At 72.8% G+C, this 19,950-nt stretch carries 18 protein-coding genes; 12 read left to right on the top strand and 6 right to left on the bottom strand.

The window, feature by feature from the left end; all coding sequences use genetic code 11:
• Positions 1–81: 81 nt before the first annotated feature.
• Positions 82–2,505 (top strand): endopeptidase La, encoded by a 2,424-nt coding sequence (gene lon / locus ACFW2G_RS09515; protein ID WP_384445403.1) that lies wholly within the window; start codon positions 82–84, stop codon positions 2,503–2,505.
• Between the two features lie 130 nt (positions 2,506–2,635).
• Positions 2,636–3,076, top strand: coding sequence for a MarR family winged helix-turn-helix transcriptional regulator (locus tag ACFW2G_RS09510; protein ID WP_037927808.1), 441 nt, complete (start codon positions 2,636–2,638; stop codon positions 3,074–3,076).
• A gap of 176 nt (positions 3,077–3,252) precedes the next feature.
• Here ACFW2G_RS09510 and ACFW2G_RS09505 read toward each other — a convergent pair whose 3' ends face one another.
• On the bottom strand, positions 3,253–4,026 hold the full coding sequence (locus ACFW2G_RS09505) for a protein phosphatase 2C domain-containing protein (RefSeq protein ID WP_384581071.1): 774 nt from the start codon (positions 4,024–4,026) through the stop codon (positions 3,253–3,255).
• A gap of 498 nt (positions 4,027–4,524) precedes the next feature.
• Between ACFW2G_RS09505 and ACFW2G_RS09500 the strand changes: the two genes are divergently transcribed.
• The 5 genes from ACFW2G_RS09500 to ACFW2G_RS09480 are packed head-to-tail and all read left to right on the top strand — an operon-like array spanning position 4,525 to position 10,094.
• On the top strand, positions 4,525–7,335 hold the full coding sequence (locus ACFW2G_RS09500; protein ID WP_384581069.1) for a nitrate- and nitrite sensing domain-containing protein: 2,811 nt from the start codon (positions 4,525–4,527) through the stop codon (positions 7,333–7,335).
• The gene (locus ACFW2G_RS09495) at positions 7,332–7,820 is read left to right on the top strand and encodes a roadblock/LC7 domain-containing protein (protein WP_037927819.1); all 489 of its coding nucleotides are present in this window, start codon (positions 7,332–7,334) and stop codon (positions 7,818–7,820) included. The genes ACFW2G_RS09500 and ACFW2G_RS09495 overlap by 4 nt, the downstream gene beginning before the upstream one ends.
• Positions 7,817–8,206, top strand: coding sequence for a DUF742 domain-containing protein (locus ACFW2G_RS09490; protein ID WP_037927822.1), 390 nt, complete (start codon positions 7,817–7,819; stop codon positions 8,204–8,206). Before ACFW2G_RS09495 ends, ACFW2G_RS09490 begins: the two co-directional genes overlap by 4 nt.
• Positions 8,187–8,816 carry an ATP/GTP-binding protein gene (locus ACFW2G_RS09485; RefSeq protein WP_384445409.1) on the top strand — a complete coding sequence of 210 codons (630 nt, stop codon included), beginning with the start codon at positions 8,187–8,189 and terminating at the stop codon, positions 8,814–8,816. Before ACFW2G_RS09490 ends, ACFW2G_RS09485 begins: the two co-directional genes overlap by 20 nt.
• A 3-nt stretch (positions 8,817–8,819) precedes the next feature.
• Positions 8,820–10,094, top strand: coding sequence for a styrene monooxygenase/indole monooxygenase family protein (locus ACFW2G_RS09480; RefSeq protein WP_384581067.1), 1,275 nt, complete (start codon positions 8,820–8,822; stop codon positions 10,092–10,094).
• Here ACFW2G_RS09480 and ACFW2G_RS09475 read toward each other — a convergent pair.
• The 3 genes from ACFW2G_RS09475 to ACFW2G_RS09465 form a co-directional block, all read right to left on the bottom strand.
• Positions 10,031–11,200, bottom strand: coding sequence for an NlpC/P60 family protein (locus ACFW2G_RS09475; RefSeq protein WP_384581065.1), 1,170 nt, complete (start codon positions 11,198–11,200; stop codon positions 10,031–10,033). The two genes, ACFW2G_RS09480 and ACFW2G_RS09475, sit on opposite strands and share 64 nt — an antisense overlap.
• Positions 11,201–11,413: 213 nt before the next feature.
• On the bottom strand, positions 11,414–11,815 hold the full coding sequence (locus ACFW2G_RS09470; protein WP_384581063.1) for an SHOCT domain-containing protein: 402 nt from the start codon (positions 11,813–11,815) through the stop codon (positions 11,414–11,416).
• Entirely contained in the window at positions 11,815–12,222 is a 408-nt protein-coding gene (locus ACFW2G_RS09465; RefSeq protein ID WP_037927841.1) for a DUF6325 family protein, read from the bottom strand. Before ACFW2G_RS09465 ends, ACFW2G_RS09470 begins: the two co-directional genes overlap by 1 nt.
• A 97-nt stretch (positions 12,223–12,319) precedes the next feature.
• On the opposite strand from ACFW2G_RS09465, the gene ACFW2G_RS09460 reads away from it, so the two are divergent.
• A complete protein-coding gene (locus tag ACFW2G_RS09460; RefSeq protein WP_037927844.1) occupies positions 12,320–13,687 on the top strand; it encodes an FtsW/RodA/SpoVE family cell cycle protein in 1,368 nt (455 codons plus the stop codon).
• Complete coding sequence (locus ACFW2G_RS09455; protein ID WP_384445416.1) at positions 13,684–15,153, top strand: penicillin-binding transpeptidase domain-containing protein; 1,470 nt, start codon at positions 13,684–13,686, stop codon at positions 15,151–15,153. The genes ACFW2G_RS09460 and ACFW2G_RS09455 overlap by 4 nt, the downstream gene beginning before the upstream one ends.
• 102 nt (positions 15,154–15,255) lie before the next feature.
• On the opposite strand, the gene ACFW2G_RS09450 is transcribed toward ACFW2G_RS09455, so the two are convergent.
• The gene (locus tag ACFW2G_RS09450; protein WP_384581061.1) at positions 15,256–16,368 is read right to left on the bottom strand and encodes a ferritin-like domain-containing protein; all 1,113 of its coding nucleotides are present in this window, start codon (positions 16,366–16,368) and stop codon (positions 15,256–15,258) included.
• Positions 16,369–16,536: 168 nt separating this feature from the next.
• Here ACFW2G_RS09450 and ACFW2G_RS09445 point away from each other — a divergent pair, with 168 nt between their 5' ends.
• The 3 genes from ACFW2G_RS09445 to ACFW2G_RS09435 all read left to right on the top strand — a co-directional run bounded on the left by ACFW2G_RS09445 (position 16,537) and on the right by ACFW2G_RS09435 (position 18,588).
• Complete coding sequence (locus ACFW2G_RS09445; RefSeq protein ID WP_037927852.1) at positions 16,537–17,466, top strand: diiron oxygenase; 930 nt, start codon at positions 16,537–16,539, stop codon at positions 17,464–17,466.
• Between the two features lie 125 nt (positions 17,467–17,591).
• Complete coding sequence (locus ACFW2G_RS09440) at positions 17,592–18,305, top strand: TetR/AcrR family transcriptional regulator (RefSeq protein WP_037928590.1); 714 nt, start codon at positions 17,592–17,594, stop codon at positions 18,303–18,305.
• Positions 18,306–18,315: 10 nt separating this feature from the next.
• The gene (locus ACFW2G_RS09435) at positions 18,316–18,588 is read left to right on the top strand and encodes a hypothetical protein (RefSeq protein WP_037927855.1); all 273 of its coding nucleotides are present in this window, start codon (positions 18,316–18,318) and stop codon (positions 18,586–18,588) included.
• Positions 18,589–18,671: 83 nt separating this feature from the next.
• Here the strand turns inward: ACFW2G_RS09435 and ACFW2G_RS09430 are convergent, their stop codons facing one another.
• The gene (locus ACFW2G_RS09430) at positions 18,672–19,913 is read right to left on the bottom strand and encodes a histidine kinase dimerization/phospho-acceptor domain-containing protein (protein ID WP_384581108.1); all 1,242 of its coding nucleotides are present in this window, start codon (positions 19,911–19,913) and stop codon (positions 18,672–18,674) included.
• Between the last annotated feature and the right edge of the window lie 37 nt (positions 19,914–19,950).

Here is a 19,950-nt window from a genome sequence, read left to right as displayed (position 1 = left end):
GGCGAACAGGAGTGGGGGAACACTGGGGCGCGCAGATGCATTGAGTCGGCATAGCTCAACTTCACTGCCGGAGGGAAGATCATGGCTTCGACGTCCATAACGCTCACCCTGCCCGTGCTGCCGCTCGACGACGAGGTCGTGCTGCCCGGAATGGTGGTCCCGCTGGACCTGTCCGACGCCGAGGTGCGAGGAGCCGTCGAGGCCGCCCAGGCCGCGGCGGGCCGGGGGTCCCTCCCGGCGGCGTCCGGGGGAGGGAAGCCCCGGGTGCTGCTCGTGCCGCGGATCGACGGCAGGTATGCGGCGACGGGCGTGCTCGGAACCGTCGAACAGGTCGGGCGGCTTTCCGGCGGCGACCCCGGCGCGCTCATCCGCGGCCTCGGCCGCGTCCGTATCGGCGCCGGTACCACCGGACCCGGGGCCGCGCTCTGGGTCGAGGGCGAGACCGTGGACGAGAGCGTCCCCGATCCGCTGCCGGGCGCCGCGATCGAGCTCGTCAAGGAGTACAAGGCCCTCGCCACCAGCTGGCTCAAGAAGCGCGGGGCCTGGCAGGTCGTGGACCGCGTCCAGCAGATCGAAGGGGTCTCCGCGCTCGCGGACAACTCCGGCTACTCGCCGTTCCTGACGGTCGAGCAGAAGGTCGAACTGCTGGAGACCGCCGACCCGGTGGCCCGCCTCAGGCTCGCGGTCAAGGCGCTCAGCGACCACCTCGCCGAACAGGACGTGGCCGAGTCCATCGCCAAGGACGTCCAGGACGGCGTCGACAAGCAGCAGCGCGAGTTCCTGCTGCGCCGCCAGCTGGAAGCCGTGCGCAAGGAACTGCGCGAGCTGAACGGCGAGAAGGACGGCGAGGAGTCCGACGACTACCGGGCCCGCGTCGAGGCCGCCGACCTCCCGGAGAAGGTACGCGAGGCCGCGCTCAAGGAGGTCGACAAGCTGGAGCGGTCCAGCGACCAGAGCCCCGAAGGCTCCTGGATCCGCACCTGGCTGGACACGGTGCTCGAACTGCCCTGGAACGAGCGCACCGAGGACCGGTACGACATCCGGGGCGCCAGGGCCGTGCTCGACGCCGAGCACGCCGGTCTGAGCGACGTGAAGGACCGGATCACCGAGTACCTGGCCGTCCGCAAGCGCCGCAGTGAGCGCGGCATGGGCGTCGTCGGGGGCCGGCGCGGGGGCGCCGTGCTTGCGCTCGTGGGCCCGCCCGGAGTCGGAAAGACCTCGCTGGGCGAGAGCGTGGCCCACGCCATGGGACGCAAGTTCGTCCGCGTCGCGCTCGGCGGCGTACGGGACGAGGCCGAGATCCGCGGCCACCGCCGGACCTACGTCGGCGCCCTGCCCGGCCGCATCGTCCGGGCCGTCAAGGAAGCCGGATCCATGAACCCCGTGGTCCTGCTCGACGAGATCGACAAGGTCGGCTCCGACTTCCGGGGAGACCCGGCCGCGGCCCTGCTGGAGGTCCTCGACCCGGCCCAGAACCACACCTTCCGGGACCACTACCTGGAGGTCGAGCTGGACCTGAGCGACGTCGTCTTCCTGGCCACCGCCAACGTGTTGGAGGCCATCCCGGAGGCCCTCGCCGACCGCATGGAGCTCGTCCGCCTCGACGGCTACACCGAGGACGAGAAGGTCGTCATCGCCCGCGACCACCTGCTGCCCCGCCAGCTGGAGCGCGCCGGGCTCGCCGCCGACGAGGTGGTCCTGGAAGAGGACGCGCTGCGCAAGCTGGCGGGGGAGTACACCCGTGAGGCGGGCGTGCGCACCCTGGAGCGGGCGATCGCGCGGCTGCTGCGCAAGGTCGCCGCCCAGCACGAACTGGGCGAGCGGGAACTGCCCCACCGCATCGGGGCCGGCGAGCTGCGGGGCCTGATCGGGCGTCCGCACCACGTGCCCGAGTCCGCCCAGGACCCGGCCGAGCGGCGCACCGCCGTCCCCGGAGTGGCCACCGGCCTCGCGGTCACCGGCGCGGGCGGCGACGTGCTGTTCGTGGAGGCCTCGCTGGCCGACCCGGAGACGGGCGCGGCCGGACTGACCCTCACCGGCCAGCTCGGCGACGTGATGAAGGAGTCGGCGCAGATCGCGCTGAGCTTCCTGCGCTCGCACGGCGCCGAACTGGAGCTCCCGGTGGCCGACCTGAAGGACCGGGGGGTGCACATCCACTTCCCGGCCGGAGCGGTGCCCAAGGACGGCCCGAGCGCGGGCATCACCATGACCACCGCCCTCGCCTCGCTGCTGTCCGGGCGGCAGGTCCGCACGGACGTGGCCATGACCGGCGAGGTCTCGCTGACCGGACGGGTCCTGCCGATCGGCGGGGTCAAGCAGAAGCTGCTCGCCGCTCACCGAGCGGGGCTGACCACCGTCGTCATCCCCAAGCGCAACGAGGCCGACCTGGACGACGTCCCGGCGGAGGTGCTGGAGGGACTGCAGGTGCACCCGGTGACCGACGTCCGCCAGGTGCTGGAGCTGGCCCTGGAGGGTGCGCAGGCACCGGTCGCCGCCATCGCCTGACGGCCCGCCGCCCGACGGTGCAGGACGGCCCGGTGGCCCGCTGCGGCGGGGTCCCGGGCCGTCGCCGCACCCGCTGCGAAATACTGGGCCCCACCCACCGGGGTGCCACACACAGCAGAAGGAGCGGGACGTGCGCGGGAGTGAAGACCAGGAGTTCCTTGCCCTGGAGCGGGAGCTGTCGGTCTTCCTCCGGCGGGCCCGCGCCTCCTCCGGCGAGATGGCCCGGGAGCTCCACCCCGAACTGGAGCCCGCCGCGTACGGGCTGCTCGTACGGCTGGAAGCGGCCGGCCGGCAGCGGGCCACCGACCTCGCCGCCTACTTCGGCGTCGGCAAGGCCACGATGAGCCGACAGCTGCGGGCCCTGGAGGTGCTGGGTCTGGTCGCCCGCGAGCCGGACCCCGCCGACGGGCGGGCCTTCCTGGTCGGGCTCACCGAGGAGGGCCGCGAGCGCTTCCTGCGGGTGCGCGGCGCGCGGCGCGAGCAGTACATGCGCAAGCTCGCCGGCTGGGACCGCGGCGAGGTGGCGGAACTGGCCCGCCTGCTGCACCAGTTGAACGCCGGCACGGAGTAGCCGAGCCCCGGCCGCAGCGGCGTCGGGCCCGTCTCCGGTCGGCCGGACGCGGCGCGAAAGTCACCGATCACGGCCTGGCCATAGCCCGGCCCGGCACCGCTTTTGGGGCCGACGGCCTCCCCTCCATCCCGATCTCCGCACTGACCCCGGGCCAGTGCCCGCCGAGAGCTGAGAGCTCAGAGCTCCGCGTAGACGGCCGATGCGTCGTCGTGCCGCTTGTGCCGGGCCGTCGGGCGGGCAGGGTCGGACTCCACGGCGCGGACCCGGTCGATCAGGCCCTCCGCACCCTCCTTCCGCAGCACCGACAGGCACTGCGCCCAGTCGCCCTCGCCGAACGTGTCCGTCCACCGGCTCGCCCCGTCCGTCAGCGCGGCGACCGCCCGCACCCGCCCGCGCGGGGTCCGCCCCGTGATCGCCCGGGCCGCCACCGCCGGGTCCGTGGCCGCCGTGAAGAAGCCGCCCTCGGCGTTGCGCAGGGCGTCCGTCGCGGCCACCGAGCGCAGCACCTCCCGGGGCAGCCGGTCCAGCCGGTCGTCGAGCACGGCCGTCACCTCACCCCCGGGCGCCTGGAGGAGGAGTACCGAGTCCGAGAGCACGAGGTGCTCCACGTACGTCTCGTCCCAGCGGACCACGACCACCGTCGCCTGCGGGGTGCGTACGTGAGAAAGGTCACAGGTGTCGCGGTGGGCCTCGGCCGTGGCGCGGACCGCCTCGGCCAGGATCAGGTCCAGCGGCATGTCCCCTCGCGAGGCGGACAGTTCGGTCAATCGGCCGCCGAGCCGGGCTGTGAACCACGGAACCCCGTGCACGCACCCGTCGCCGCCCGCCGGCGGGGTGACTCCGTCGAGGACCACGAGGACCCCTCCTCCCGCGGCGGGTGTCGAGGCCGACAGCCAGTCCTCATTGGGGCGTTCCGGACTGCCGGGAGCCGTGGCGAGGTCGATGCGCATACGGACATTCTGCCCGGTGGCGCCCCGGAAGGCGGGCTTGGTGCGTACCAAGAGGGGGAGAGGCCGGTGCCCCCGCGGGCGAGCCGCCCGGACCGGGGCCGGCAAGACCCCGGTGCGGGACGGCCGATGTGGGCGGGCATACTGCCAAGGCCGCATCGATCTTTCAACCACCTGTCCACGGAACCGCTCTGGGGCCGGGTGTCCGAGTTTGGCCGCCAACTCATCCGTGATGTTCACTCGTTCGAGTGGCCGGGTGGGCGATGTGCGGCTCTCTCCCCAACACGCTGCAAAGGTCTGAGGCGGTACGAGGGGGGCAGGGGGCGTTTACTTGTTGACCGGCCGTTACCTCGGCCACACGAGTAGACGAGCATAAGCACACGTACAGGATTGCGAGCACCGGTGCAGAAGAAGCGGTCTCGGAACAGGGGGCACCTCCCAGCGGTAGCTGGGGGAGGCACCGCCGCCGAAGGCCCGGCCCCCGCAGGACGCCGCGTCCGCGTGCGCAGCCGGCTGGTCGTCGGTGTCGCCGTCGCGGGACTCACCGTCCTCGTGGCCGGCACCCCCGCCGTCGTCACCGCTGCCAGGGAGCTGAACGACTCCCAGCGGCTGGTCACCCTCGCCGAGCAGACCGGCCAGATCCTCACCCTCACGCACGTTCTCGCCGACGAGCGCGACGCCGTCGTCGAGTACGCGGCCAAGGGCCGACCCGGCGCAGCCAAGGCCGGACTCCAGGACCGCCTCCTGCGTACCGACCGGCAGATCGCCGAGGCCGTGGGCGTGGTCGACGAACCCCTCGCCATGGCCCTCGCCCGCGTCGGGTCCGTCCGCACCGAAGCCATCGACGGCAAGGGCAGCGCCCTCGACGCCCACCAGGCTTACACCGGCGTCATCACCGAACTCCTCGCCCCGGGCACCCGGCTCGCCGAGCTGACCCCGCCGCGCGCCGGGGCCGCCCTCATCACCACCCGTCCGCTGGCCCCCCTCGGCCAGGCGGTGGAACAGGCCTCGGCCACCCGCGGACTGCTGCTCGGCGCGCTGGCCGTGCCCCGCAGCGAGCAGCCCGTGCCCCGCGGCGAGCAGGCCTCGGGCTCGGCCACCGTCGATGAACTCACCGCCGCTGCGCAGCGCTCGCGGGTACGCGAGCAGGCGGCCCTCGACGACTTCGCCCGGGTCGCCCGCCCCGACGTGCGCCAGACCCTCACCGCCACCGTCACCGGCCCCGAGGTCAAGGCGGCCGACGACTACCTCAAGAGGTTCACCGACCGGCCCACGCAGGCCACCCCCGACCGCAAGACCGACGGTGCCGCCGTCGGCGCCGCGCTCACCTCGCGCATCGACCGGATGCGCACCGTCGAGGCCACCCTCGCCGGACAGCGGGCCTCCGCCCTCGCCTCCCTGCGCGACGACGACGTCGCCCGGCTGGAGATCCTGGTCGCCCTGCTCGGCCTGCTGTTCCTCGTCGCCGTCGGATTCGCCACCGCCGTCGCCCGCTCGCTGACCCGCCCCCTGTCGGTCTTGCGCCGCGGAGCGGAGCGGCTGGCGACGCCCGAAGGCTCCGTGGAACCGGTGCGATTCACCGGCCGCAACGACGAGTTCGCCGAGGTCGTCCGGCACCTGAATGCCGTACGTGACCAGACGGTCTCCCTGCACACCCGGATCGCCGGGCTCGACGCCGACCGGCGCCGCATCATCGGCCGCAACGAGGCGCTCGCCTCGGGCCGCGAGGCGCTGGAGGAGGAGCTGACGAAGCTGCGCGCCGGGCTGGAGGAGCACCGCCGCATCATGTCGACGACCTCCGTCTCGCTCTCGCTGCGCACGCTGGGCCTGGTCGAGCGCCAGCTCGCCGTCATCGAGGAACTGGAGTCCAAGGAACAGGACCCCGACCGGCTCGCGACCCTCTTCAAGCTCGACCACCTGGCGACCGTGATGCGCCGCCACAACGAGAACCTGCTGGTTCTCGCCGGGCAGGAGCACGGCCACGGACAGGCGGCGCCGGTGGCGCTCGTCGACGTGATGCGGGCCGCCGTCAGCGAGATCGAGCGCTACGAGCGCGTCGACCTCGCGGCACTGCCCTCGTACACGCAGGTGGCCGGGCACGCCGCCGACGACATCTCGCACGTGCTCGCCGAACTGTTGGAGAACGCCACGACGTTCTCACCGCCGGACGTCAAGGTGAAGGTGTCGGGCTGGACGCTCGACAACGGCGACGTCGTGCTCTCCGTCGTCGACGAGGGCATCGGCGTCACCGAGGACCGCCTGCAGGCGCTCAACGCCCGGCTGTCCACGCCCGAGGCGTACGACGAGGAGCCCGAGGAGGATCACGGCCTGGGCCTCGGCCTGTACGTCGCCGGGCGGCTCGCGGCACGGCACGGCGTCACCGCGGAGTTGCGCGGCGCGCGGCACGGGGGGACCGAAGCCCTGGTGGTCGTCCCCGCGGCGCTGCTGCCCGCCACCCCGCCGGCCTCGCCCGTCCACCACCTGGCCACCCCGGGTGCGCCCATCCTGCACCTGCCGGGCGTGATAGCGGAGGCGAACGAGAACACCCTCCAGGCCCGTCGGCGCGGTGCGCACGCCGCCCCCGAGGCCGACGCCGCCGACCCCGACCCGAAGCCCGCCCGCCCGGTGGCCGACCCGGACCCCGCCGATCCCACGGAGCAGGCCGTCCCGGCCGAGCCGGTCACGCCGGTCACCCTGGCCGAGGCCTTGGCGACCGCTGCGGAGGCCCCCTCCGGTGGAGGTCTCCCGCCCGCCGACGAGGTCTTCACCGCGGCCCCGACCGCGGACACGCCGTCGCCGACGGACGCCCCGCCCGCCGACCAGGTCTTCACCGCCGAGCCCGCCGAGCCCGCCGAGCCGGACCCGGCCGTGGCTCCCGCGGGGGAGCAGCTCGTCGCGCGTGTCGTCCACGACGCGGACGCGGCCGACTTCACCCTGCCGGATCCGGCCGAGCCCGCCGAGCCCCCCGCAGGGGACGCGCACGCGCACGCCCCCGCCGAGGCCGACTGGCTCCCCCGCCAGGGCAGCCACCCCGCCGACCCTGCAGACGGCGGCGGCCCCGTCACCGCCAAGGGCTTGCCGAAGCGCACCCCGCGCACCGTCGCTGCCCCGCGCAGCGAGGACGTACGGCCCCAGCAGCCGCACCGGGTCGACGCCGAAGAACTGCGGCGCCGGCTCGGGGGCTTCTACCAGGGAGCCCAGGACGGCCGACGCGTCGCCGCCGCCGAGCTGGCGAAGGACCTGGCGCCGGACCGGGGGCGGGAAGAGAGCAATACCGACCAGGGGGACAGCGCACAGGAGGCACGCACATGACCGCGCCCAGTACGTACGGACTGAGCACCCAGGCCCGCAACCTGCAGTGGCTGCTGACCGACCTGGTCGAGGAGGTGCCCGGCGTCAACTCCGTCGCGGTCGTCTCCTCGGACGGGCTGCTGCTCCTGTCCTCCGACTCCGGAGCGGGCGGCGCGGGCGAACGGCAGGAGACGCCGGGGCCCAAGGGGCCACGGGGAGCGTCCGCCGACCTCGCCACGATCGTCTCCGGTCTCGGCAGCCTCACCACCGGGGCGGCCGCCCTCATGGAGTTCGGTGCCGTCAAGCAGACCATGGTGGCGATGGAGCACGGCTCGGTCTTCGTCATGGCCATCAGCGACGGCTCGCTGCTGGGCGTGCACGCCGCGCCCGACTGCGATATGAGCGTCGTCGCCTACCACATGGCCCTGTTCGTCGGCCGCGCCGGACACGTCCTGACCCCCGAAGTCCGCAGCGAGCTGCGCCAGTCGATGGAGAACACCCCGTGAGGAGACCGGCCGCCGACCGACTCCCGATACGCGGAGCCGACCGCCGTCCCGCCCGCGTCCGCCCGTACTCCCTGACGGGCGGACGGACACGGTTCACCCAGGTCCTGAACGTCGAGACCTTCGTCGCCGCCCTGGACACCAAGGCGTCCGAACCGCAGAAGCCCGATCGCATGCCCGAGATGCCCGCCATCGTCGAGGTCTGCCGGCGCATGCGCACGATCGCCGAGATCGCCGCACTGCTGAAGCTGCCGCTCGGCGTGGTCCGCGTCCTCGTCAGTGACCTCGCGGACCAGGGAAGGATCCGCGTCTACGGAACGGGCCACGGCTCCGGCCGGCCCGAACGCGCGCTGCTGGAAAGGGTGCTCGGTGGCCTTCGCCGTCTCTGACAGACCGGAGCTGGACGACGAACCGGTCCAGCCCTGGCAGTACGACCGCTCCCGCGCCCCCGTCGCCGTCAAGGTGCTCGTCGCGGGTGGCTTCGGCGTCGGCAAGACCACCTTCGTCTCCTCCGTCTCCGAGATCACCCCGCTGCGCACCGAGGCGGTGATGACCCAGGCCAGCGTCCCGACGGACGACTTGTCCGGAACCCCGGACAAGCACACCACCACCGTCGCCATGGACTTCGGCCGCGTCACGCTCGACGACGACCTCGTCCTCTACGTGTACGGAACCCCGGGCCAGGAACGGTTCTGGTTCATGTGGGACGACCTGGTGCGCGGAGCCATCGGCGGGCTCGTCATGGCCGACACCCGCCGCCTGCGCGACTGCTTCCCCGCCCTGGACTACTTCGAGAGCTCCGGGCTGCCGTACGCCGTCGCCGTCAACCACTTCGAGGGCTCGCACGCCTACGAGCCCGAGGACGTGCGTGACGCGCTCAGCGTCCCACCGCACGTACCGGTGGTGATCATGGACGCGAGAGAGCGCCGAACGGTGATCGAATCCCTGCTGGCGCTGGTGGGCCACGCCCTCGACAGCACTCCCGAAGAGAGGACCTGAGAGATGCGCAGGATACTCGTCGTCGGAGCCGGCCAGTCCGGTCTCCAGCTCGCTCTCGGGCTCCAGGCGAAGGGGTACGAGGTCACGCTCATGTCCAACCGGACCGCGGACGAGATCCGCACCGGACGGGTCATGTCCACCCAGTGCATGTTCGACACCGCGCTCCAGCACGAACGCGACCTCCGGATCAACTTCTGGGAGCGGCAGGCCCCCAGGATCGAGGGCCTCGGCGTCTCGGTCGCCGCCCCCGACGGCAGCCGTCCCATCGACTGGCTCGGCCGGCTCAAGGGCTACGCGCAGTCCGTCGACCAGCGCGTGAAGATGGCCGGCTGGCTGGACACCTTCGCACAGCGCGGCGGACAGCTCGTCATCCACGGGGCGTCCGTCGCCGACCTGGACTACTTCTCCCATACCTACGACCTGGTGCTGGTGGCCGCCGGCAAGGGTGAGCTGGTGTCCATGTTCGGGCGGGACGCGGCGCGTTCCCCGTACGACGCCCCGCAGCGCTCGCTCGCCGTCTCCTACGTGCACGGGCTCGGGCCGCGCCCGGAGCACCCCGAGACGGAAGCGGTCCGCTGCAACCTGGTCCCGGGCGTCGGTGAACTGTTCGTCATGCCGACCCTGACGACCTCGGGCCGGGCGGACATCCTCTTCTGGGAAGGTCTCCCCGGTGGTCCGCTCGACGTCTTCGAGGGCGTCAAGGACCCGGCGGAACACCTCGCTCTCACCCTGGAGCTGATGGAGAAGTACACGCCGTGGGAGTACGCCCGCGCGACGAAGGTGGAGCTGACGGACGCGGGCGGCACGCTCTCCGGCCGGTACGCGCCGGTCGTCCGCAACCCGATCGGGCGTCTCCCCGGCGGCGGGCTCGTCCTCGGTGTGGCCGACGTGGTCGTCGCCAACGACCCCGTCACGGGCCAGGGCTCGAACTCCGCGTCGAAGTGCGCCGCCTCGTACCTGTCCTCGATCCTCATGCACGGGGACGACCCGTTCGACGAGGCGTGGATGAAGGCGACCTTCGACAAGTACTGGTTCACCACGGGCAAGCCGGTGACCCAGTGGACGAACGCGATGCTCGGCGTGCCGCCGGAGCACGTGCTCAACCTGATCGGGGCGGCGGGACAGCTCCAGCCGGTGGCGAATCGATTCGCCAACGGCTTCGACAACCCGGCCGACTTCGACGCCTACTTCTACGACCCCCAGGACGCGGCGGACTACCTGGCCGAGGTCACCGCAGCCGCGGCCCCGTCCTCGGCGGGCGCTTCCTCCGCGGAGTAGCCGGCGTCGTCCGCCGCCACGCCCGAGGTCTCGGGCAGCGGCGGCGGGGTGAACTCCGCCAGCGGAGCCCCGTCCGGGTCCGGCCGCACCGCCCCGAGCAGGGGGTTCGCGGCGATCGGTGAGACCTTCACGACGGACCCCGGCCGCGGCGCCTGGATCACCATGCCGTTACCCACGTACAGACCCACATGGGTGGCCTTGGGGAAGTAGACCACCAGGTCCCCCGGCCGCAACTGGTCCAGCGGCACCCTCGGGAGCTGCGCCCACTGCTCCTGACTGGTCCGCGGAATGCTCCGGCCGGCGTGCGCCCAGGCCTGGGAGGTCAGGCCCGAGCAGTCGAAGGACCCCGGCCCCTCGGCCCCCCAGAGGTACGGCTTCCCGATCTGTGCCGCCGCGTACCTGAGGGCCGTGCCGCCCGCGGCCGTGGGGGTGCCCGTGCGGGTGGGAAGGGCACCGGAGGCCACCAGGTCCCGCTGCGCCGCCGCGGTCTTCTCGGCCTCCCGCGCGCCCAGCCGGGTGAGCTGCTCCGGAGTCAGCGAGGCCAGCAGCCGCTCGACCTGTTTGAGCTGTGCGGCGACCTCCTCCTTGTGGGCCTTCTGCTGCGCCGCCAGCGTCTGCCGGGTGTCCAAGGCCTTGCGGGCCCGTACGGCGAGCGCGTCGGCCTCCTTCTCGCCCTGCGCGAGACGGCTCAGCGCGGCCGCCCGGCGGGCACCCTCGCGGGCGGCGAGCCGCCGCTGCTCCAGCGCCGCCTGGGGGTTTCCGGCCAGCAGCATCCGGGCGTAGGGGGACAGGCCCCGGCCACCCTGGTACTGCTCGCGGGCGAGCCGCCCGGCGAGGGCACGACCGGCGTCGAGGGCCGTACGCGCCCTGCCGAGTTCGGCGGCCCGCGACCGCTCCTCCCGTCGGCCCGCCTCCAGGGCGTCCTGCGTGCTCTTGTACGCCTCGGAGGCCTCCTCGGCCTTCTGGTACAGCCCCTGCAGGCGGGTGAGCAGCGCGCCGACGTTCTCCCCTTCGGGCAGACCGGGCTCGGCACCGGCGTCCTGGACCGGTCCGGCGACGAGGAGCGCTACGGCGATGCAGGCAGCGCGAAGCCCCCGATATGACATGGGATCACCTCCGAGAGCGCCGATGCTCCCACGTCCGGTATGACAAATCCCCCAACGGGGTCGGCCGGTCGCAGCGCGCCACTCGGTCGGGGGATGCGGCCTCCCGGGAGCGGCGGCACCAGGCCCCGGGCTTGCGCCGCCCCGCGCCCCTCTTCTTCACCCGGCCGGCTCTCTCCCCCTCCCCGCCCCGAGCCCTTGACCTGCCGGGTGCCGTCAGCCGTTCAGGAGGCGGGTCTTCGCGGCCGTGAACTCCTGGGGGGTCAGGAGGCCCTCGCGGGCCAGGTCCGCCAGTTGGCGCAGTTCCGCGGCCAGGCCCGGGGGGGCCGTGGGGGTGGGGACCGGGTGGGATTCCCAGTACACCGCGTCGACCGGCTCCGGCTCGTAGTCGGGCTCGGGCTCGTCCATCGGATCCGGTTCCGGCTCCTCCAGGGGCTCCGCCTCCGCCGTCTGGATCTCTCGGGCCGGCAGGCCCCGGAGCGGGGGCTCCTCCGGGCGTACCGCGCCGGCCGTCTCCTGCGCCGCGCCCGAGGCCCGGGCCAGCAGGCCCCGCAGCAGCGGGGATCCCGCCGGTCGGTTCGCGGCGCGGACCGTCACTCCCATCGGCCGGATGAACATCAGGCCACCCCCGCCCGGGGGTCGGCGGGGACCCGGTCCGGCGGGATGCGGACCGAGCCCACGATCCGCCCGCCCGCCGCCCGTACGGCGATCGCCGCGTCCTCGGCCCACACGTGCTCGACCACCAGCAGCAGCGCGCAGCTGCCGCGGTCCAGCAGGTCGGCCGCCTCGTGCACGTCCTCCGGTCCGATCAGCCGGGCCGCGTCCCGTCCCGTCAGCAGGCCGTGCAGTTCCACGAACTCGTCGAACTCGGCGGCGAGGACCTCGCCCGAGGCCGTCTTCGTGGCGACGAGCCCGTCGATCAGCCGGACCACCCCCGTCTTGCGCAGCCCCGTCACGGCCTCGACGGCCGGTACCCGCAACTGCTCCTCCGGGAAGGCGAGGACGATGAATTCCACGGGTCCCATGCGCCTCGGCTCCTCACGTGCGACCGTTGATGACGACTCTTCGGCACACTATGACATAAGCGGACATAGCATCCGTCCGCTTGCTACGTTTCGGGGTATGACCGCTCTGACGGCGAAGGTGGCGGAGCCCTCGCCCCCGCCCCCCGAAGCCGGTGCGCCCACACGCCGGGGAGTCGAGCTGGCGCTCCTCACGGGCGCCGTCCTGATCTCCGTACTCGGTCACCTCCACGTCGGCCTCGCAACCACCGGCCGCATCCCCGACCCCGCAGACCGGTACGCCGTCGGCCTCGCCGCGGCAGCCCTGCTCGCGCACCTCGCCGTCCGGATCCGGGCCCCGTACGCCGACCCCCTCGTGCTCCCCATCGCCGTCCTGCTCAACGGGCTCGGCCTGGTGCTCATCCAGCGCCTCGACGCGGCCACCCCGGGCCACCCCACCGCCGACGACCAGCTCCTGTGGTCCGCCCTGGGCGTGGTGTTCTTCGTCCTCGCCGTCACGCTGCTGCGCGACCACCGGATGCTCCAGCGCTATGCCTACCTGTCCGTCGCCTGCGCCCTGGCGCTGATGCTGGTTCCCGTCTTCTTCCCGGCCGTCAACGGCGCCCACATCTGGATCCGCTTCGCCGGCCTCTCCTTCCAGCCGGGGGAGTTCGCCAAGATCCTGCTCGCCGTGTTCTTCGCCTCCTACCTCGCCGCGAACCGCACGGCCCTGGCCCTGACCGGCCGCCGGCTCTTCTGGAAGCTGCGCCTCCTGCCGGGCCGCGTGCTCGGTCCGATCCTCGCGATCTGGCTGCTCAGTGTCGGCCTGCTCGTCCTGGAGCGGGACCTCGGAACCTCTCTGCTGTTCTTCGGCCTCTTCGTGATCATGTTGTTCACCGCCACCGGGCGGATCGGCTGGATCGCAATCGGACTGCTGCTCGCCGCCCTCGGCGCATACGCCGTCGGGACCTTGGAGCCCCACGTGAACAGCCGTGTGGACGACTGGCTGAGTCCTTTCGCCTCCATCGAGCGCGGCGAGGGCCCCGGCCAGCTCGCCCAGTCCCTCTTCGCCTTCGGTGCGGGCGGGCTCCTCGGGGCCGGCCTCGGCCAGGGCGATTCCTACCTGATCGGGTTTGCCGCCAAGTCGGACTTCATCCTCGCCACCGCCGGCGAGGAGCTCGGACTCATCGGCCTCACCGCGATCCTGCTCCTCTACGGCCTGCTCGTCGCCCGCGGCTTCCGCGCCGGACTCGCCCTGCGTGACCCGTTCGGCCGGCTGCTGGCCACCGGCCTCGCCTCGATCGTCGCCCTCCAGGTGTTCGTCATCGCGGGCGGAGTCACCGGGCTGATCCCGCTGACCGGCATGGCCATGCCGTTCCTGGCCCAGGGCGGGTCCTCCGTCGTCACGAACTGGATCATCGTCGCCCTCTTGGTCCGGCTCAGCGACAGCGCCCGCCGGCCCCGTCCCGGGCAGGAGGCGGCCGAGTGATCCGCTACATCCGCTGGTGCGCGTACTTCTGCGCCCTGCTGCTGCTCGCCCTGCTGGTCAACATCGCACGGGTGCAGGTCTGGGAGTCCGCGGCCTACGGTGCGAATCCGGCCAACAAGCGCACCGCCATCGGGCGTTACGCCGAGCCGCGCGGGGACATCCTCGTCGACGGGCGGCCCGTCACCGGCACCCGAGACAGCGGCCAGCTGCTGCGCTACGAACGGACCTACACCAGCGGCCCGCTCTACGCGCCCGTCACCGGCTTCTCTTCCCAGACGTACGGGACCAGCTTCGTCGAGCGTGCCGAGGACGCCGTCCTGTCGGGCACGGACCCCGGGCTGTCGGCGTTCCCCCTCTGGTACGACCTGACCCGTGGGCGCCCGGCCGGCGGGGACGCCGCCACCACGGTCCGCGCCGCCGTGCAGCGGGCCGCGTACGCCGGACTCGGTGGCAAGCGCGGCGCGGTCGCGGCCCTGGAGCCGGCCACCGGGAGGATCCTCGCGCTGGTCAGCAGCCCCTCGTACGACCCCTCTGTGCTCTCGGGGACGGGGGCGAAGACGAAGGCGGCCTGGACCGAGCTGAACGAGGACCCCGCCCGGCCGATGCTCAACCGGGCGCTGCGGGAGACCTACCCGCCCGGCTCCACCTTCAAGATCGTGACGGCTGCGGCGGCGCTCGACGCGGGGGTGGTGACCGACGTGGACGCGCCGACGCGGACGCCGGACCCCTATCCGCTGCCCGGGACCAGCACCCTGCTGCCGAACGCGGCCAAGGGGTGCGAGGACGCCTCCATGGCCGAGGCGGTCCAGTGGTCGTGCAACACGGTGATGGCGAAGATCGGAGTGCAGGTCGGGCTGCGCGGGATGGTGGACGCCGCGCGCCGCTTCGGCTTCAACACGGAGGGGCTGCGGGTGCCCTCGTGGGTGTCCCGGTCGAACTTCGACACCGACATGAGCCCGGACCAGCTGGCACTTTCCTCGATCGGGCAGTTCAACACCACAGCGACACCGCTCCAGATGGCGATGGTGGCCGCGGCCGTCGCGAACGGCGGTGAGCTGGCCTCCCCGTACCTGGTGGAGCGGACGACCCGGGGCGACGGTTCCCCGGTCCGGCGTGCGGACCGGCGCAGCCTCGGGCGGGCCATGAATCCGGCCACCGCGCTGCGGATGCAGGAGCTGATGGTGAAGGTGGTGGAGAACGGCACCGGGAAGAACGCGGCGATCCCGGGTGCGGTGGTCGGCGGCAAGACCGGTACCGCCCAGCACGGCGTCGGCAACGCGGGGACCCCGTACGCCTGGTTCATCTCCTGGGCCCGCACGGAGGGCGCGGCCCTGCCGGCGGTGGCGGTGGCGGTGGTGGTGGAGGACGCGTCGGCGAACCGGGGGGACATCAGCGGCAACGGCGCCGCCGCCCCGATCGCGCGGGCGGTGATGGCGGCGGCGCTGGGCGCGAAGCCCTCGGATTAGGCATCTGGTTCGTGCGGGGAGGGACGGGGGCTGCGCCGGTTCGGGTGCCCGGATCGGGGCGGGCACCGATCGCCGGAGCGGCGCAGCCGGGCTCGGCGGGACTCAGCGGGTCGGGTCGGTGCCCTCCCGGATGGCCGACTCGACCTCCGCGACCCGTGCCGACTCCTCGGCCGCGAAGCGCTCGCGGTCGAAGGCCTCGGCGATCTCCTCGTCCTGGCTCATCAGCAGGTCGAGGTTGGAGTCACCCATGTGGAAGACGCCCAGGTCCACGTACGCCCGCTGGAGCCGTTCGCCCCACAGCCCGATGTCCTTCACGCACGGCACGATCCGGCTGAACAGCAGTTTGCGGAACAGGTGCAGAAACTCGGACTGTTCGCTGAGGCGCTGCGCCTCCTTCGCCGGGATGCCGAAGTTCTCCAGCACCTCCACCCCGAGCAGCCGGTCCCGCATCAGGTAGCAGCCCTCGATCACGAACTCCTCGCGCTCGCGCAGTTCCGCGTCCGTCAGCTGCCGGTAGTGGTCGCGCAGCGCCATCCGCCCGAAGGCCACGTGCCGGGCCTCGTCCTGCATCACGTAGGCCAGGAGCTGCTTGGGCAGCGGCTTGGTGGTCGTGTCCCGGATGAGACCGAAGGAGGCCAGCGCCAACCCTTCGATGAGCACCTGCATGCCGAGGTACGGCATGTCCCAGCGGGAGTCGCGCAGGGTGTCGCCGAGCAGTCCCTGGAGGCTGTCGTTGACCGGGTACAGCATCCCGACCTTCTCGTGCAGGAAGCGCCCGAAGATCTCGGCGTGCCGGGCCTCGTCCATGGTCTGCGTGGCCGAGTAGAACTTCGCGTCGAGGTCCGGAACGGATTCGACGATGCGTGCCGCGCACACCATCGCGCCCTGCTCGCCGTGGAGGAACTGGCTGAAGTTCCAGGCGGTGTAGTGCCGGCGCAGGTCGCCCTTGTCCTTCTCGGTGAGCTTGGCCCAGTGCCGCGTCCCGTAGAGCGGCAGGGCCTCGTCGGGGGTCCCCAGCGGATCGTACGGGTCCACCTCGATGTCCCAGTCGATGCGCTTGGCGCCGTCCCACTGCTTGTCCTTGCCCTTCTGGTAGAGGGCGAGGAGCCGCTCGCGACCGTCGTCGTACTCCCAGGTGAAGCGGGCGGAACCGGAGGCGGGAATCTGCCAGACGGCCTCGCCCGGGTCCTCGGTGTAGAGCTCGTGCGTCGACACTGACGCCCCCTCGTCTCACGTACTGCGGTGCAGGACCGGACAGTTGGCAGAGTCACACGTTGGTAGACGCAGGGTCAACAAGTAGTGCGCGAGGGATTGACGACCTTGCTGACAAGGAGTCTCATAAGCGATGACCGCCGGTAACTCGACGACGAGGTGTCCGAAGCCATGACGACCGTGACCGAACGAGCCGCGCTCAGGGACGCCCTCGGCCTCCTCAAGGACCGGGAGCAGACAGCCGAGCGCCTGCTCGAATCCTCGGCCAGGCACTCCTTCGACCCTGACAGGGAACTCGACTGGGACGCCCCCATGGTCGAGGGGAAGTACTACTGGCCGCCCGAACTGCTCTCCCTCTACGACACCCCGCTCTGGAAGAAGATGGGCGAGGAGCAGCGCATCGACCTCTCCCGCCACGAGGCGGCGGCGCTCGGCTCGCTCGGCGTCTGGTTCGAGATCATCCTGATGCAGCTGCTGGTGCGACACATCTACGACAAGTCGCTGACCAGCAAGCACGTGCGCTACGCGCTCACCGAGATCGCCGACGAGTGCCGCCACTCGATGATGTTCGCCCGCCTGATCGAGAAGAGCGGCAGCCCCGCCTACCCCGTCTCCCGCCTCAACCACAACCTCGCGCGGATCCTGAAGACCGTCTCCACCACGCCCGGGTCCTTCGCCTGCACCCTGCTCGGGGAGGAGATCCTCGACTGGATGCAGCGCCTGACCTTCCCGGACGAGCGCATCCAGCCGCTGGTGCGCGGAGTCACCCGGATCCACGTCATCGAGGAAGCCCGGCACGTCCGGTACGCCCGCGAGGAGCTGCGCCGCCAGATGCTGACGGCCCCGCGCTGGGAGCAGGAACTCACCCGCGTCAGCTGCGGTGAGGCGGCCCGCGTCTTCTCCCTCGCCTTCGTCAACCCCGCCGTCTACGACAACATCGGCCTGGACCGCCGCGAGGCGGTCGCACAGGTCCGGGCCAGCGGCCACCGCCGCGAGGTCATGCAGGCCGGCGCCAAGCGGCTCACCGACTTCCTCGACGACATCGGCGTACTGCGCGGCGTCGGCCGGAAACTGTGGCAGAGCTCAGGCCTCCTGGCATAGGGAGGGGGCGGGGCACGGGCACCCGGGCGGACGGACGGGACGGCACGGGTTCCCGCGGTTCCCGGGTTCCCGCGGACTTGGCGGACGTCGGCCGCGGTCGGCCGCCCGCGGGCTACCCTGCGCTCATGACCGTACGCGCGTACCGCAGGCTGAGCGTCGAGGAGCGGCGGGCCCAACTCCTCGACGCGGCCCTCTCGCTGTTCGCGCACCGGGCCCCGGAGGAGGTCTCGCTCGACGACGTCGCGGAGGCCGCCGGGGTCTCGCGCCCGCTCGTCTACCGCTACTTCCCCGGCGGCAAGCAGCAGCTCTACGAGGCGGCCCTGCGCTCGGCGGCCGATCTCCTGGAGCTCTGCTTCGCCGAACCCCAGCAGGGCCCGCTGACCCGGCGGCTGTCCCGGGCCCTGGACCGCTACCTCGCGTTCGTTGACGAACACGACACCGGCTTCGCAGCCCTCCTCCAGGGCGGCAGCGTCGTGGAGACCTCCCGCACGACGGCGACGGTCGACGGCATCCGCCGGGCCGCCGCCGACCAGATCCTCCTCCACCTGGGGGTCCCGGCCCCCGGACCCCGGCTGCGCATGATGGTCCGTACCTGGATCACGGCCGTCGAGGCCGCCTCCCTCATGTGGATCGACGAAGGCAAGCAGCCCGAGGTGGACACCCTCCGCGACTGGCTGCTCGACCAGTTCATCGCCCTGCTGACAGCCACCGCCGCCACGGATCCGCAGACCGCGGCGGCCGCCCGGACCGCCCTGTCCCTGGAATCGGCGGACGGCCCGGTGGGGGACCTGGCCCGGCGCGTGATGCCGGTGGTCTCCGAGGCCGCCCACCTGCTGTGACACTGGTGGAGTGAGAAGCGAACCGACCCCCTTCGAGGGCGGCCCGATGGACGGCCGGGTCCTCCCGATCCTGACCGGCCCGACCGGACACCCGCCGAAGTGGTACGAGATCCCCGTCCCGACGCCGGACGGCCCGCCGACGGTGCTGCTGTACGAACGCGTCCCGGCGGGCTACTCCAAGCGGCTGGGTCTGCAGAAGGGCTGGAAGTACGCGTTCCGCCCCTCGGGCACCAAGCCGCGCCCCCGCTGGCCCTGGACCAAGCCCTCCCGCCCGCAGAGCTGACCCCCGGCCCGCCGCCGCGGCCGGCCGCCGGCGCGTGCCCCGCGGCGCCCGGGAACGGGGCCGCAGGGCCGGGCGGCGGCCCGTCAGGAACCCGGGAGAGTGAGGACCGCCAGGCCTCCGCCACCGTCCGCGGAGCGGAAGCGCAGCGTCGCGCCGATCGCCTCCGCCTGACCCGCGGCTATGGTCAACCCCAGCCCGTGCCCCTTCCCGCCGCTGCGGAAGCGCTGCGGGCCGTGTGCCAGCAGGTAGTCGGGGAAGCCGTCCCCGTGGTCCCGTACGGTCACCACCGTTCCGTCCACCGTCAGCACCACCGGCGCGCGCCCGTGCTGATGGGCGTTGGCCACGAGGTTCCCCAGGACCCGTTCCAGCCTCCGCCGATCCGTCTCCACATGGGCGTCCCGCAGGACGACCGCCTCGGTGTCCGTCCCGGAGGCCCGCACCACGCGCCGGGCCAGCCGCCCCAGCTGGTGCAGGTCGGTCTCCACCGCCTCGCTGCCCGAGTCCAGCCGGGAGATCTCCAGCAGGTCCTCCGTCAGCTGCCGCATCGTCCGGACCCGTTCGCGCACCAGCTCCGTCGGCCGGCCCTCCGGCAGCAGCTCCGACGCCGCCTGCAAGCCCGTCAGCGGAGTGCGCAGCTCATGGGCCACGTCCGCGGTGAACCGCCGCTCGCTCTCCAGCTTCGACTGCAGGCTCCCCGCCATCGTGTCCAGCGCCCCGGCGACCGTCGCCACCTCGTCCTGGCGCCGCGACGGTTCCTTCGTCCGCGGGTCGTCCACCCGGGCGTCGAGGTCGCCCCGCGTGATCCGCCGCGCCACGGTCGCCGTCTGGTGCAGCCGCCGCGTCACCCGGGTCACCGCGAAGGTCCCCACGAGCAGGGTCCCGCCGATCGCCAGCACCGACGACCCGATGATCGCCTTGTCCAGGCCGCTGATGGTGCGGGCGCTCTGCCCGTAGTCGACCACCGTCGCCAGGGCCCGTCCGTCCGCCGGGCCGGCCGCCCACATCGTGGGGCGACCGCGGTGCTCCGCCACGACCGTCCCCCGGTGCCCGCCGACCGCGAGCGCCCGCAGCTGCGGCGGCAGGCCCACCGGATCCAGGCCGGAACCGGGCGGCAGCGGCTCGCCCGCCTCGTACGCGTCCGTGACGTCGCTCAGCTTGCCCAACGCCTTCTCCCGCGCCGTGGCCACCGTCTGACGGGTCACCTCCACGTGCACGAGCGCTCCGAGGACCGCGGCCAGCGAGCAGCACATCACCGCGATGAAGCAGGCCGACTTCCAGGTCAGCGTGGCCGTCCAGGCAGGCAGTCGGAGCCGTCCCCGCCCCAGCCCGGCCCGCGCCCGGTCCTCGTTCCCGCTGTTCCCG

Source organism: Streptomyces sp. NPDC058880 (assembly GCF_042742535.1).
Classification (GTDB): Bacteria; Actinomycetota; Actinomycetes; order Streptomycetales; family Streptomycetaceae; genus Streptomyces.
This window is presented reverse-complemented; position numbering and strand designations above follow the sequence as displayed.